This is a genomic window from Haloarcula nitratireducens (assembly GCF_019599505.1).
In genome coordinates, this window is sequence record NZ_RKLT01000003.1 from 190,136 (window position 1) to 203,977 (window position 13,842).

At 66.7% G+C, this 13,842-nt stretch carries 12 protein-coding genes; 10 read left to right on the forward strand and 2 right to left on the reverse strand.

Going from position 1 to position 13,842, the window contains the following annotated elements; all coding sequences use genetic code 11:
* Position 1 precedes the first annotated feature (1 nt).
* From EGH23_RS10895 to EGH23_RS10905, 3 genes are read left to right on the forward strand one after another with little or no spacing between them, the layout of a single operon-like run.
* The gene (locus EGH23_RS10895; protein ID WP_220580034.1) at positions 2 to 2,908 is read left to right on the forward strand and encodes a DNA-directed RNA polymerase subunit A'; all 2,907 of its coding nucleotides are present in this window, start codon (positions 2 to 4) and stop codon (positions 2,906 to 2,908) included.
* 3 nt (positions 2,909 to 2,911) lie between these two features.
* Positions 2,912 to 4,093: a DNA-directed RNA polymerase subunit A'' gene (gene rpoA2, locus EGH23_RS10900; protein ID WP_220580035.1), complete on the forward strand. Its 1,182-nt coding sequence runs from the start codon at positions 2,912 to 2,914 to the stop codon at positions 4,091 to 4,093.
* On the forward strand, positions 4,093 to 4,518 hold the full coding sequence (locus tag EGH23_RS10905) for a NusA-like transcription termination signal-binding factor (protein WP_220580036.1): 426 nt from the start codon (positions 4,093 to 4,095) through the stop codon (positions 4,516 to 4,518). Before rpoA2 ends, EGH23_RS10905 begins: the two co-directional genes overlap by 1 nt.
* A 24-nt stretch (positions 4,519 to 4,542) precedes the next feature.
* Here the strand turns inward: EGH23_RS10905 and EGH23_RS10910 are convergent, their stop codons facing one another.
* Positions 4,543 to 6,954 (reverse strand): methyl-accepting chemotaxis protein, encoded by a 2,412-nt coding sequence (locus EGH23_RS10910; protein ID WP_220580037.1) that lies wholly within the window; start codon positions 6,952 to 6,954, stop codon positions 4,543 to 4,545.
* A 215-nt stretch (positions 6,955 to 7,169) separates the two neighbouring features.
* Here EGH23_RS10910 and EGH23_RS10915 point away from each other — a divergent pair, with 215 nt between their 5' ends.
* The 5 genes from EGH23_RS10915 (at position 7,170) to EGH23_RS10935 (ending at position 10,311) form a co-directional block, all read left to right on the forward strand.
* Positions 7,170 to 7,598 (forward strand): 30S ribosomal protein S12, encoded by a 429-nt coding sequence (locus EGH23_RS10915; RefSeq protein WP_162317252.1) that lies wholly within the window; start codon positions 7,170 to 7,172, stop codon positions 7,596 to 7,598.
* A gap of 2 nt (positions 7,599 to 7,600) precedes the next feature.
* A complete protein-coding gene (locus EGH23_RS10920) occupies positions 7,601 to 8,224 on the forward strand; it encodes a 30S ribosomal protein S7 (protein ID WP_220580038.1) in 624 nt (207 codons plus the stop codon).
* Positions 8,225 to 8,327: 103 nt separating this feature from the next.
* Entirely contained in the window at positions 8,328 to 8,906 is a 579-nt protein-coding gene (locus EGH23_RS10925; RefSeq protein ID WP_220580039.1) for a biotin transporter BioY, read from the forward strand.
* Positions 8,903 to 9,604: an energy-coupling factor ABC transporter ATP-binding protein gene (locus tag EGH23_RS10930; RefSeq protein WP_220580040.1), complete on the forward strand. Its 702-nt coding sequence runs from the start codon at positions 8,903 to 8,905 to the stop codon at positions 9,602 to 9,604. The genes EGH23_RS10925 and EGH23_RS10930 overlap by 4 nt, the downstream gene beginning before the upstream one ends.
* Complete coding sequence (locus EGH23_RS10935; RefSeq protein WP_220580041.1) at positions 9,598 to 10,311, forward strand: energy-coupling factor transporter transmembrane component T family protein; 714 nt, start codon at positions 9,598 to 9,600, stop codon at positions 10,309 to 10,311. Before EGH23_RS10930 ends, EGH23_RS10935 begins: the two co-directional genes overlap by 7 nt.
* Here EGH23_RS10935 and EGH23_RS10940 read toward each other — a convergent pair.
* A complete protein-coding gene (locus EGH23_RS10940) occupies positions 10,308 to 11,057 on the reverse strand; it encodes a DUF5781 family protein (protein WP_220580042.1) in 750 nt (249 codons plus the stop codon). The genes EGH23_RS10935 and EGH23_RS10940 overlap by 4 nt on opposite strands.
* 273 nt (positions 11,058 to 11,330) lie before the next feature.
* On the opposite strand from EGH23_RS10940, the gene EGH23_RS10945 reads away from it, so the two are divergent.
* The gene (locus tag EGH23_RS10945; protein WP_220580043.1) at positions 11,331 to 13,517 is read left to right on the forward strand and encodes an elongation factor EF-2; all 2,187 of its coding nucleotides are present in this window, start codon (positions 11,331 to 11,333) and stop codon (positions 13,515 to 13,517) included.
* Positions 13,518 to 13,603: 86 nt separating this feature from the next.
* A complete protein-coding gene (locus EGH23_RS10950; RefSeq protein WP_220580044.1) occupies positions 13,604 to 13,825 on the forward strand; it encodes a hypothetical protein in 222 nt (73 codons plus the stop codon).
* The last annotated feature ends 17 nt before the right edge of the window (positions 13,826 to 13,842 follow it).

The following is a 13,842-nucleotide window of genomic DNA, read 5'->3' on the forward strand; positions in this document are numbered from 1 at the left end:
GATGAGCTCTCAACAGACACCACAGGAGATCGGTCAGCTCAGTTTCGGGCTGATGGACCCCGAGGAGTACCGCGAGATGTCGGCGACGAAGGTCATCACGGCCGACACCTACGACGACGACGGCTTCCCCATCGACATGGGGCTGATGGACCCGCGACTGGGCGTCATCGACCCCGGCCTGGAGTGCAAGACCTGCGGGAAACACAGCGGGTCGTGTAACGGTCACTTCGGCCACATCGAACTGGCCGCGCCCGTCATCCACGTCGGGTTCGCGAAGCTCATCCGACGGCTCCTTCGGGGGACCTGTCGGGAGTGCTCGCGGCTCTGTCTCGACGAACACGAGCGCGACGAGTTCACCGACCGCCTCCAGCGGACCCGCGACCTCGGCCGCGACCTGAACGACGTGACGAAGGCCGCCATCCGACAGGCCCGAAAGAAGGACCGCTGTCCGTTCTGCGGCGAGAAGCAGTACGACATCAAACACGAGAAGCCGACCACCTACTACGAGGTCCAGCAGGTGCTCGCTTCCGACTATCCCGACCGCCTCGCCGCCGCGATGGAGGAGGCCGAGGACCGCATCTCGCCGCCGGAACTCGCGGAGGAGACGGGGATCGACTCGGACCGCGTTCAGCAGATCCTCAGCGGCGAGTTCCGCCCGCGACAGGAGGACCGCCGCGCGCTGGAGAAGGCGCTGTCGGTCGACCTGACCGAGGAGGACATGAACAAGCTCATGCCATCGGACATCCGGGACTGGTTCGAGGACATCCCGGACGGGGACATCGAAGTGCTCGGGATGAACCCCGAACGGTCCCGCCCCGAGTGGATGATTCTGACGGTGCTTCCGGTGCCCCCGGTCACCGCCCGACCCTCGATCACGCTGGACAACGGCCAGCGCAGCGAGGACGACCTGACCCACAAACTGGTCGACATCATCCGCATCAACCAGCGGTTCATGGAGAACCGCGAGGCGGGTGCCCCCCAGCTCATCATCGAGGACCTCTGGGAACTGCTGCAGTACCACGTCACCACGTTCATGGACAACGAGATCTCGGGGACGCCGCCGGCGCGACACCGTTCCGGCCGCCCGCTGAAGACCCTCTCCCAACGGCTCAAGGGGAAGGAAGGCCGGTTCCGCGGTTCGCTCTCGGGGAAGCGAGTCAACTTCTCGGCTCGTACCGTCATCTCGCCGGACCCGACGCTGTCGATGAACGAGGTCGGCGTCCCGACGCGGGTCGCCCGGGAGATGACCCAGACGATGAACGTCAACGAGCGCAACCTCGATAAGGCCCGTCGCTACGTCGCTAACGGACCGGAGGGCCATCCCGGCGCGAACTACGTCCGACGACCGGACGGCCGCCGGCTGAAGGTCACCGAGAAGAACTGCGAGGAACTCGCAGAGAAGGTCGAACCCGGCTGGGAGGTCTCCCGACACCTCGTGGACGGCGACATCATCATCTTCAACCGGCAGCCGTCGCTGCACCGGATGTCCATCATGGCCCACGAAGTGGTCGTGATGCCGTACAAGACGTTCCGGCTCAACACCGTCGTCTGCCCGCCGTACAACGCCGACTTCGACGGCGACGAGATGAACATGCACGCCCTGCAGAACGAGGAGGCCCGCGCGGAGGCCCGCGTCCTCATGCGCGTGCAGGAACAGATGCTCTCGCCGCGCTTCGGCGAGAACATCATCGGCGCGATTCAGGACCACATCAGCGGGACCTACCTGCTGACCCACACCAACCCGCACTTCAACGAGACGCAGGCGCTCGACCTGCTCCGGGCGACGCGTATCGACGAGTTGCCCGAACCGGACGGCGAGGAAGACGGCGAGGCGTACTGGACGGGACGGTCCCTGTTCTCGGAGCTCCTGCCCGACGACCTCAACTTGGAGTTCACCGCCTCCGCCGGCGACACGGTCTCCATCGAGAACGGCGAGATGACCTCGGGGACCATCGACGAGGACGCGGTCGGCGCGTTCGGCGGCGAGGTCGTCGACACCATCGCCAAGGACTACTCGAAGACGCGCGCCCGCATCCTCGTCAACGAGGTCTCGGCGCTGGCGATGCGCGCCATCATGCACTTCGGGTTCTCCATCGGGATCGACGACGAGTCGATCCCCCGCGAGGCCGAAGAGCAGATCAACGACGCCATCGACTCCGCCTACGACCGCGTCGAGGAGCTCATCGACACCTACGACCGGGGCGAACTCGAATCGCTGCCCGGCCGGACCGTCGACGAGACCTTAGAGATGAAGATCATGCAGACGCTCGGCAAGGCGCGTGACTCCGCCGGCGACATCGCCGAGGACCACTTCAGCGACGACAACCCGGCGGTCGTCATGGCCGAGTCCGGCGCCCGCGGGTCGATGCTGAACCTGACCCAGATGGCCGGCTGCGTCGGCCAGCAGGCGGTCCGGGGCGAACGGATCAACCGCGGTTACGAGGGCCGCACCCTCTCGCACTTCGAGGAGGGCGACCTCTCCGCGGACGCCCACGGCTTCGTGGAAGCCTCCTACCGCTCGGGGCTCGGGCCGAAGGAGTTCTTCTTCCACGCGATGGGTGGCCGCGAGGGGCTGGTCGACACGGCAGTCCGTACCTCCAAGTCCGGCTACCTCCAGCGCCGGCTCATCAACGCGCTCTCCGAACTCGAAACGCAGTACGACGGCACCGTCCGAGACACCTCGGACACCATCGTCCAGTTCGAGTTCGGCGAGGACGGCACGTCGCCGGTCAACGTCTCCTCCAATCAGGACGAGGCGGCCGTCGACGTCGAGCAGATCGCCGACAGCGTCCTGAACGAGGAGTTCCAGGACGACAAGCAGAAAGAGAGCTTCCTCGGGCAGCGCACCGAGCGCACCAACCTCTCGGAACACGCCGACGACTGGTGGATGGCCGAGGGAGACGACTGAACCATGACGAACGTCACCGAAGACATCGAAGCCGTCGTCGAGGACACGGAGCTCCCGCGCCGGCTGAAAGACGAAGTGTACAGTTCCATCGAAGCCCGCGACGTCACCGTCGCGGAGGCCGACGAGATCGCCCAAGCCGTCGAGACGCGCTACATGAACACGCGCGTCGATCCGCTGGACCCGGTGGGGACCGTCTCCGCGCAGTCCATCGGGGAGCCGGGGACGCAGATGACGATGAACACGTTCCACTACGCGGGCGTCGCCGAGATCGACGTGACCCAGGGCCTGCCGCGGCTCATCGAGCTGGTCGACGCGCGGAAGACGCCCGACACGCCGATGATGACCGTCCACCTGGACGAGGAGCACGCCGCCGACCGCGAGCGCGCACACGAGGTCGTCTGGAAGATCGAGGCCACGCGCATCCTCGCTCTGGGTGACATCTCGACGAACGTCGCGGACATGCTCGTCCAGATCGACCTGAACGAGGACACCCTGCTCGAGCGGTGGCCGACGATGAACGACACCGAGGCCATCGCCGAGGAGATCGCCGAGATAATCGAGTCGAACCTCGGCGTGCAGACCCAGCAGGCCGGGACGGTCATCGAGTTCGGCCCCGAGGAGCCGAGCTACCGCGACCTCCTCCAGCTCGTCGAGGAGCTGCGCGACATCGTCTTCAAGGGCATCGAGGAGATCTCCCGCGTCGTCATCCGCAAGGAGGAGACCGACAACGGCGAGGAGTTCGTCCTCTACACCGAGGGCTCGGACTTCGGCGAGGTACTGGGCATCGAGGGCGTCGACGCCTCCCGGACGACGTGTAACAACATCCACGAGATATACCGGAGCCTCGGCGTCGAGGCGGCCCGCGAGACGCTCATCAACGAGACGATGAACACGCTCGAAGAGCAGGGTCTGGACGACGTGAACGTCCGGCACCTGATGCTGGTCGCGGACATCATGACCAACGAGGGGACCATCGAGTCCATCGGCCGCCACGGGATCAGCGGGTCGAAAGACTCCGTGCTCGCGCGCGCGGCCTTCGAGGTGACGGTCAACCACCTGCTCGACGCCGCCATCCACGGCGAGGTCGACGAACTCGACGGCGTCACGGAGAACGTCATCGTCGGCAAGCCCATCAAGCTGGGCACCGGCGACGTGGACCTCCGGATGGGCGCGAGTCAGGACTGATGCGGATCGAAATCTCGGACGAAGCGCGCCGACTGGTCGCCCTCTTCGAGGACGAGGCCGACGTCACCGTCCGGGATTGCGTCGTCGACGAGGCCCACGACCAGATCGTCTATCTGATCAAGCGCGGCGAGATGGCCGACGCCATCGGCCCGGGCGGCCAGACGGTCGGCACCGTCGAGGAACGACTCGGCCGCGACGTGAAACTCGTCGAAGACGCGGAGACGGCCGAGAACTTCGTCGCCAACGCGCTCGCGCCGGCGGCGGTGTACAACGTCACCGTCTCCGAGAACGACGACACCGTCGCCTACGTCGAGGTGGCGCAGGAAGACCGCGGGGCGGCCATCGGCCGCGAGGGGCGCAACATCGACGCCGCGCGCCAACTGGCGAAGCGGCACTTCGGGATCGACGGCATCGAGCTGACCTGAAAACGAGCCGATCGAGCTTTTCACTCAGTCGTCGCCGGCCACCGAGCTATCGGTAGCGTCGGGATCGTAGACGTCCGTGTCGGTCATCGGCGTCTGTGCCGTCTCCACGTCGAACTGCGCGAGGAGGTCGCGGAGGTCGGTCGCCTTGCCGGACAGGGACTCGATGCTCGTCGTCACCTCGTTGATGGTGGCCGTCTGTTGCTCCGCGGCCGCGGCGACGTTCTCGGCCTGACTGGCGGTCTCCTCGCTGATGGAGCCGACTTCGTCCACCACGGCGACGGTCTCCTCGGTAGCGCTCGCCTGCTCGTCCGTCGCGTGGTTTATCGACTGGATACCGTCGTTGACGGCGTCGACCCGGTCGACGATGGTCTCCAGGGACTCGATGGCGTCGTCGACGGTCTCGATGCCGTCGGTGACGCTGTCGCCCATCTCCCGGATGTCGTCGACGGCGGTGCTCGTCGAGGACTGCACGTCGTCGATGACGGCCGACACCTCGTCGGTGGCCGCGCTGGTCTCCTGTGCGAGTTGCTTGATCTCGTCGGCGACGACGGCGAATCCCTCGCCGGCCTCGCCGGCGCGGGCGGCCTCGATCGAGGCGTTGAGCGCGAGCATGTTCGTCTGTTCCGCGATGTCGTCGATGAGGTCGACCACCTCGCCGATGTGAGCCATCTCCTCGTCCAGGGCTTCCACCCTGTCGATGGTCTCGTCGGCGCGCGCCTCGATATCGTTCAGCACGTCCATCGCCTCGGTGGCTCGCTCGCTGCCGGTCTCGCCGACGTCGGCGGCCTCGTCGGCGGTGCCGGCTACCTCGTCGGCCTGTGCGGCGACCTCCTCGATGGTCGCGGAGAGGTTCGACATCTCGTCCGCGGCCTGCTGGAGGTTCTCGTGCTGTCTGTCCGCGCCGGAGGCGATCTCCTGGACGGACTCGCTGACCTCCTCGCTGGCGTCGCGGACCTCGGTGGCGCTCGCGGTGATCTGGTCGGCAGAACCGTCCACGTCGGCGGCGAACTCGCGGATGTGGACGACGGTCTGACCCAGCTGGACGAGCATCGCGTTGAACGCCCGTGCGATTTCGTCCATCGCCTCGGTCCCGGTCTCGGTGTCGAGTCGCTGGGTCATGTCGCCCTCCGCGGCCAGACGCATCACGTCGGAGAACTCCTCGGCCTGTCGTTCGAGCGAATCGGCGAGTGCCTCGGCCTCTCGCTGGGCGGTCTCGGCGTCCGTCTTCGCCGCCTCGATCTCGGCGACGAACTGTTGGAGGTCGGTCTGCATGGTCGAGAGCGACTCGCCGAGGCGACCCGGCACCTCCTCGTCTAGAACCGGGTCGTCGAACTCCTGTGCGGCCAGCGCGTCGGCCTGGTTCGCGACGGTAGCGAGATACGATTGGATGTCGGTGAACGCCCGCTCGACCTGTCCGATCTCGTCCATCCGCTCGCTCGACTCGTCCTCGCCATCGATCCGGCCAGCGGCCAGCGCCTCGGCGCGGTCGGCGACGCCGGTCAGCGACCGCTTGATGTCGCGGCCGACGAACGCGCCGAAGGCGACGAACCCGAGCAGTGCGAGACCGACGAGCGCGAACAGGTACTGCTGCACCTGGTTGCGTAACGCGAAGACGTTCTCGGCGGGTGCGCGCTTGACGACGACCCAATTGGTCCCCGCCACGGGCGCGTAACTCAGCACTTCGTCGCCGGCCTGCACGACGCCGCTGGAGCCGTTCGCAGCCGCCGAGACGGCACCCCGCTCTGAATCACTTTCGTAGGAATCGAAGATGAGCGAGGTGTCGTCGGCGAAGACGATCTCGTTGTTCGCGCTGCCCGACTCGACCACCTGTGTCTCACCGCCTTCGATGGAATTACTGAACGCCTGTGAGCGCCGGCTGACGTTGTAGAAGGCGACGGTCATATAATCGGTTCGCGGGACAGTGCTGGCGAAGGCCATGTAGTAGTGATCCTCGTATTTGAACACCTTCGACCGTGCGACGTCGTCGGTACCGCTGAGGACGAGCGAGCCCCGGTTCCACGCGACGCCGAACTGGAAGAGCGAGCGGCCCGGATACTCTTCGACCGTACTCCGGTCGATTCGCATCGTCGACTGATTCACGAGGTTGATCGCGTGAATCGACCCGCCCATCCGCTGTTTTTCGTTGCTGAACGTCGCTTCGGCCCGCGTCGCCGTCGCGTCGCTGACGAAGTAGTGATTCGACAGCAGCCGCGTCGTCCGCGACTGTCGTTCGAGCCAGCCCTCCATCGAGTCCGCTTCCTGCTCGGTGGTCGTTCGCAGTTCGTTCGTTCGCTGGTCGGTCAGTTCGCCCGCGATGGCGTTCTGTGCGGTCAGGCCAGCGCCCGTCACGACGACGGCGATGACGGCCACGGCGACGGCGAACTTCCGGAGGTAGCTCCGCCGTATGAAATCTGGGAGAAGTTCGGTTGTCTTCATCGACTCTCGGCTCTTCTGTAGCGGTTTTTCGACGCTCTACCTAAGTTCTCGCCCCCAGTTATCACGAGTAAGTATCGCGGCCGAGACGGGAGAAACGATGTTCGCCGTCCACGGTGCGATCGTCGGCGTCGTGTGTGCGAACGCCACGCATCGGCCGTCTCGGTCGCCGACGAAAGAGGAGTCTTAAGTATCTCGGCAGGATACGGAAGCGTACTATGGCAAACGGCAAATACGCCGCGCGCAAACTCAAGAAGGACCGCCAGCAGCACCGGTGGTCCGACTCTGATTACGCGCGCCGCGAACGCGGGCTCGGCAAGAAGTCCGACCCGCTCGAAGGCGCGCCGCAGGGTCGAGGCATCGTCTTAGAGAAGGTGGGCATCGAAGCGAAACAGCCCAACTCCGCGATCCGGAAGTGCGTCCGCGTTCAGCTCATCAAGAACGGGAAGCAGGTCACCGCGTTCTGTCCCGGTGACGGCGCGATCTCGTTCATCGACGAGCACGACGAGGTCACCATCGCCGGGATCGGCGGTGCGAAGGGTCGTGCGATGGGCGACCTCTCCGGTGTCAACTACAAGGTCGAGAAGGTCAACGGCGTCTCGATGATCGAACTCGTCCGCGGTAACGCCGAGAAACCGGTTCGATAACCATGAGCGAGGAAGAACCACCCGAACCCGACGCCCCCGCCGGCACAGACGACGAGGAAGAGGAGACGGCCCGCGCCGAACTGTTCGGTACGTGGTCGGTCACGGACATCGAGTACTCCGACCCCTCGACCGAGCGCTACATCACGGTCACGCCCATCGCGCACACGATGGGCCGGCACGCCGACAAGCAGTTCAAGAAGTCCGAGATCAGCGTCGTCGAGCGCCTCATCAACCGCCTGATGCAGACCGACGAGAACACCGGCAAGAAGCAGCTGGCCACCTCCATCGTGCAGGACGCCTTCGACATCGTCCACGAGCGCACGGAGGAGAACCCGGTGCAGGTGCTCGTCCGCGCCATCGAGAACAGCGCTCCCCGCGAGGAGACCGTCCGCCTGAAGTACGGTGGCATCTCCGTCCCGAAGGCCGTCGACGTCGCGCCCCAGCGCCGCGTCGATCAGGCCCTGAAGTTCCTCGCCGAGGGCGTCTACGGCAGTTCCTTCAAGACGACCACCAACGCCGAGGAAGCGCTGGCCCAGCAGCTCGTCGGCGCGGCCAACGACGACGTCCAGGCGTACTCGGTCAACCAGAAAGAAGAGAAAGAGCGCGTCGCGGCCGCCGCTCGCTAGTCTGCGACTGTCTTTTTCGATTTTCTCGCTTCGAGAGCGGTCGCTGCGTCTCTCAGCGCGGTGAACCGTTGAGTATATTCTGGTTGACGAGAGAGGATAGCGCATGTCACAACAGCACGAGTCCGTCGAGTTGGTGGGCGACGAGACGGTCAGGCACTTCACGACGGCGGTGCTCATCGCGGCGCTGACGGCGGCGCTCTCGTACGTCTCGATACCGCTCCCGGGGGCGCTCCCGCCGTTCTCGCTGCAGCACTTCGGGATGTTCTTCGCGGGCTTGCTGCTCGGACCGCTGTGGGGCGGGCTGGCGCTCTCGCTCTACCTCTTGGTCGGGCTCGCCGGCGTCCCGGTGTTCTCGAACGGCGGCGCTGGACTCGGGTACTTCCTCGGGCCGACCGGCGGGTTCCTGCTCGGCTTCCTGGTGGGGGCGGTCGTCGCCGGGGCGGTCGTCCACCGCGGCGTCGAGCCGCGCTCTCTCGCGTCGGTGTCGACCGCGGTGCAGGTCGCGGGGCTGCTCGCGGCGGTGGTCGCGGTCTACGTCGTCGGCGTCCCGTGGATGGCGGCCGTCACCGGGCTGTCGCTCGGCCGCGCGGGCGCGACGATGGCCCCGTACTTCGCGGTCGACGTGGTGAAAGCCGGCGTCGCCGTCGCCATCGTCCGGGGCGGCTACCTCGCGCGTCGATGATCGCCGTCGAGGACCTCGTCTCCGGCTACGACGACCCGGTTCTCGACGGCGTCTCGATGTCGATTCCCGAGGGAGAGTTCTGCCTGCTCGTCGGCCCGAACGGGAGCGGGAAGACGACGCTGGTCCGCCACTTCAACGCGCTGTTGACGCCCGACGAGGGGACGGTCACGGTCGACGGGACCGACGTGAGCGAGCGGCCGGTCGCCGCGCGCACGAGCGTCGGGATGGTGTTCCAACGGCCGCGGGACCAGTTCGTCGCCGCGACGGTCGGCGCGGACGTGGCGTTCGGCCCGGAGAACCTCGGGCTGGACCGCGAAGAGATCGACCGTCGAGTCGGGGCGGCGCTCGCGGCGGTCGACTTAGACGGTCGCGCCGACGAGCGGCTGGACGAACTCTCGGGCGGCGAGCAGGCCCGGGCGGCCATCGCCGGCGCGCTGGCGATGGAGCCGTCGTATCTCGTGTTGGACGAACCGTTAGCGGGGCTGGACTGGCCGGCGCGGGAGTCGGTGCTCGCCCACCTCGATACGTTGCACGCCGAGGGAACCGGCGTCGTCGTCGTCACCCACGACCTGCGCGACCTCCACGAGCGGGCCGACCGCGTCGTCGGACTGCGCGACGGCCGCGTCGTTCTCGACGACGTTCCCGAGACCGCACTCGACGAAGTGGCGGCCCTCGGAGTGCGAGACCCCCGATGCTGAGCTATCGGCCCGGAAACACCGTCGTCCACCGGCTCGACCCGCGGTCGAAACTGCTGGCGCAGTTCGGGCTCGCCGTCGCCGTCGTCGCTCACCCGACCGCGCCGTGGCTCGCCGGGGCGACGCTCCTATCGCTGCTGGTGTTGGCGGCCGCGCGGCTCTCGCCCTTCGCGGTCGTTCGCTCGTATCGGGTCGTCTTCGCGGTGCTGGCGCTCGCGCCCCTACTCGCGGGCATCGCGCTCGGCTCGCCGTGGTTTCGCGTCGAACCGGCGCTGCGCTCGGCGCGACTCGTCGCCCGCGTCGTCCCCGTGCTGTTCGTGAGCGCCGCCTACCTGACGACGACGCCGGTCAGGGAGACGCGCGCGGCCGTCCAGCGGCTCGTCCCGGGCAAACCCGGGCAGTTGCTCGGCGTCGGGATGGCGCTGGTCGTCCGCCTCTTTCCGGTCGTGCTGGGCGACGTTCGGGAGGTGCGGGACGCGATGCTGGCCCGCGGGGGGGAGCGCCGCCCGGTGTGGGTCCGCGCGCGGCTACTGGCCGTCCGCTCGCTCGACCGGACGCTCGCGCGCTCCGACCGCCTGAGCGTGGCGCTCCGGGCGCGTTGTTTCGCGTGGAACCCGACGCTGCCGCCGCTCTCCTTCGAGCGGCGCGATTATCCGGTGCTCGCCCTGGGAATCGCGCTCGCGCTGTCGCCGGCGACGGCGCTCCTCTAGTCGGCGGCCCGCTCGCCGTCGCCGCTGGCGTACGCTCTGGTGACGTCGACGAGCGCCTTCCGGAACTCCGATTCGTCGGGGTCGGGCGACAGCGACTCGAAGTGGCGCTTGAACTCCGCGAGGTCCACGTCGGCGGCGTCGTGGGCGGCCGCGTGGGCGAGGTCGTACATGCGGTGGCCCTCGCCGACGAGGTCGTGGCGCTCGCAGAGCGCCAGCGCGAACGCGGCGTTGACCGCGGTGATCTCGGGATCGGACGCCGGCGTCAGCCGCTCCCAGCCCGGTTGCTCGACCGGCCGGTCGGCGACGGCCGCCGCGAGACTCGCTTCGAGGAAGCCGACGAGTTTGTCGCCCGGTGCCATCGCCATCCAGACGTCGTCGGCGTAGACGTCCTTCATGTGGTTCGCTATCTGGTAGCAGTGCGTGAGCTTCCGCCGCTCGACGGAGCGACCGGCCAGCGCGAGGAAGATGGCCTCCTCCGTCGATTGGGTGTGCGAGGGGTGGCCCCGCTCGTGGTGGTGCATGTGGGCGAACTCGTGGAGCGCGAGTTCGCGGGCCATCGCGCTGGTCGCCGCCTGCCGGGAGATGGTCAGCCGGTGGCCATGGTCGTCGTGGCTCACCCGGGTTCGCTCGTCCGGGCTCTGTTCTATCCGTACTGTCACGGGTCGCTCGAGATCGTACTCGGTCGAGAAGAGGTCCCGGGCCCCGAGAAACGGTTCGGCCGGCCCGCCCCGTACGTGGACATCCATGTGTCACGTTCACAGGCGTCGGAAACGTATGGCTCTTGTGGAGCAGACACTCGTCACCGGATTTGCGACCGTGACGTCGCTCTCGATGGCGGTCATCTTCCGTTCGCGTCGCTCGGCTTCGGACCTTCGCGTGCGAATGGCACCCTCACGCGGAAACACCGGAAGTCCGCTCGACAGGGTCGCTCCCCGCCGAGCTTCCGCGTTCGAGTGTCTCTGACACCCTCACGCGGAAACACTATCCTTTTGACCCTCCTGTTGATACGCTTCTGTATAATGGGCCGACGTAAGAAAATTGTTCAAGAATGTGAGACACTGATGGACGACCCGGAGCACATCCGGAACATCGCCATCGCCGCTCACGTCGACCACGGGAAGACGACGCTGACGGACAACCTGCTCGCCGGCGCGGGCATGATCTCCGACGACACGGCCGGCCAACAGCTGGCCATGGACACGGAGGAAGACGAACAGGAGCGTGGGATCACCATCGACGCCGCGAACGTCTCGATGACTCACGAGTACGAGGACCAGAACCACCTCATCAACCTCATCGACACCCCCGGCCACGTCGACTTCGGTGGCGACGTGACCCGCGCGATGCGGGCCGTCGACGGCGCGCTCGTGGTCGTCGACGCCGTCGAGGGCGCCATGCCTCAGACCGAGACGGTCCTCCGGCAGGCCCTGCGCGAGGGCGTCAAGCCGACGCTGTTCATCAACAAGGTCGACCGCCTCATCTCCGAGCTGCAGGAGGGTCCCGAGGAGATGCAACAGCGCCTACTCGCGGTCATCCAGGACGTCAACGATCTCATCCGCGGGATGACCGAGGAGATGGACGACATCGATGACTGGACGGTCTCCGTCGAGGAGGGCACCGTCGGCTTCGGCTCCGCGCTCTACAAGTGGGGCGTCTCGATGCCCTCGATGCAGCGCACCGGGATGGACTTCGGCGAGATCATGGAACTGGAGCGCGCCGACAAGCGCCAGGAGCTCCACGAGCGCACGCCGCTCTCGGACGTCGTGCTGGACATGGTCTGTGAGCACTTCCCGAACCCGGTCGACGCCCAGCCCCGTCGTATCCCGCGCATCTGGCGCGGCGACGCCGAATCGGAACTCGCAGAGGACATGCGTCTGGTCAACGAGGACGGCGAAGTCGTCCTGATGGTCACCGACATCGGCGTCGACCCCCACGCCGGCGAGATCGCCGCCGGGCGCGTCTTCTCCGGAACGCTGGAGAAGGGCCAGGAGCTGTACGTCTCCGGCACCGCGGGCAAAAATCGCATCCAGAGCGTCGGCATCTACATGGGCGGCGAGCGCGAGGAGGTCGAGCGCGTCCCCGCCGGCAACATCGCCGCCGTCACCGGTCTCAAAGACGCCATCGCCGGCTCGACCGTCTCCAGCGTCGAGATGACTCCCTTCGAGTCCATCGAGCACATCTCGGAGCCGGTCATCACGAAGTCCGTCGAGGCCCAGAACATGGACGACCTGCCGAAGCTCATCCAGACGCTCCAGCAGGTCGCGAAGGAGGACCCGACCATCCAGATCGAAATCAACGAAGACACCGGCGAGCACCTCATCTCCGGTCAGGGCGAACTCCACCTCGAAGTCATCGGGCAGCGGATCGAGCGCAATCAGGGCATCCCGATCAACACCGGTGAGCCTATCGTCGTCTACCGCGAGGCTCCCCAGAGCGAGTCCCGGGAGGTCGAGGGACGGTCGCCGAACAATCACAACCGGTTCTACATCACCGTCGAACCGCTCAGCGAAGACATCGTCGAGACCATCAAGCTCGGCGAAGCCTCGATGGACATGCCAGAACTGGAGCGCCGCGAGGCGCTGCAGGAGGCCGGCATGGACAAGGACGACTCCCAGAACATCGAGCACATCCACGGGACGAACATCCTGCTCGACGAGACGAAGGGTATCCAACACCTGAACGAGACGATGGAACTCGTCATCGAGGGCCTCGAAGAGGCGCTCGACGACGGTCCGCTGGCCGCAGAACCGGTACAGGGCTCGCTCCTCCGACTGCACGACGCCCGACTGCACGAGGACGCCATCCACCGCGGTCCGGCACAGGTCATCCCCGCCGTCCGTGAGGCCACCCACAACGCCCTCGTCGACGCCGACATCAAACTGCTGGAGCCGATTCAGCAGGTCCGCATCGACGTGCCCAACGACCACATGGGCGCGGCCTCGGGCGAGATTCAGGGCCGCCGTGGCCGCGTCGACGACATGTACCAAGAGGGCGACCTGATGGTCGTCGAGGGCGTCGCGCCCGTCGACGAGATGATCGGGTTCTCCTCCGACATCCGCTCGGCCACCGAGGGTCGCGCCTCCTGGAACACCGAGAACGCCGGCTTCCAGGTCATGGCCGACAACCTCCAGCCGGAGAAGATCACCGAGATCCGAGAGCGCAAGGGCATGAAGACGGAACTGCCCGCCGCGATCGACTACTTCTAAGTCGCTTTCTCTCTCGCGTTTTCTCTCGACACCGCGTAGCTCCGTTCGTCCCACAGGCTTAGGCTCTATCCCGTCCAACCGGCCGTATGGCGAATCGATTTCACCAACTCGTGGACCTCCTCGTCGCGGCGCTCATCGCGGGGACGTCGGTCGTCCTCTGGGGGCTCGTGGTCCCGCCGGCGGTCGCGCTCTGGTTGGCGACGCTCTTCGCGGCGATGTACTACTTCTCGCGGAACCCGTGGGGCACTCCGCGAGGCGAGCAGTTCAACGCGTTCATCGACGACCTCTACGACCGATACTTACCCTGACGCCGCCCGCCAAACGG

Excerpts from the sequence above, each read along its gene's own strand:
- EGH23_RS10895 (WP_220580034.1), top strand. The coding sequence starts at position 2 with ATGAGCTCTCAACAGACACCACAGGAGATCGGTCAGCTCAGTTTCGGG.
- rpoA2 (WP_220580035.1), top strand. The coding sequence starts at position 2,912 with ATGACGAACGTCACCGAAGACATCGAAGCCGTCGTCGAGGACACGGAG.
- EGH23_RS10905 (WP_220580036.1), top strand. The coding sequence starts at position 4,093 with ATGCGGATCGAAATCTCGGACGAAGCGCGCCGACTGGTCGCCCTCTTC.
- EGH23_RS10910 (WP_220580037.1), bottom strand. The coding sequence starts at position 6,954 with ATGAAGACAACCGAACTTCTCCCAGATTTCATACGGCGGAGCTACCTC.
- EGH23_RS10915 (WP_162317252.1), top strand. The coding sequence starts at position 7,170 with ATGGCAAACGGCAAATACGCCGCGCGCAAACTCAAGAAGGACCGCCAG.
- EGH23_RS10920 (WP_220580038.1), top strand. The coding sequence starts at position 7,601 with ATGAGCGAGGAAGAACCACCCGAACCCGACGCCCCCGCCGGCACAGAC.
- EGH23_RS10925 (WP_220580039.1), top strand. The coding sequence starts at position 8,328 with ATGTCACAACAGCACGAGTCCGTCGAGTTGGTGGGCGACGAGACGGTC.
- EGH23_RS10930 (WP_220580040.1), top strand. The coding sequence starts at position 8,903 with ATGATCGCCGTCGAGGACCTCGTCTCCGGCTACGACGACCCGGTTCTC.
- EGH23_RS10935 (WP_220580041.1), top strand. The coding sequence starts at position 9,598 with ATGCTGAGCTATCGGCCCGGAAACACCGTCGTCCACCGGCTCGACCCG.
- EGH23_RS10940 (WP_220580042.1), bottom strand. The coding sequence starts at position 11,057 with ATGGATGTCCACGTACGGGGCGGGCCGGCCGAACCGTTTCTCGGGGCC.
- EGH23_RS10945 (WP_220580043.1), top strand. The coding sequence starts at position 11,331 with ATGGGCCGACGTAAGAAAATTGTTCAAGAATGTGAGACACTGATGGAC.
- EGH23_RS10950 (WP_220580044.1), top strand. The coding sequence starts at position 13,604 with ATGGCGAATCGATTTCACCAACTCGTGGACCTCCTCGTCGCGGCGCTC.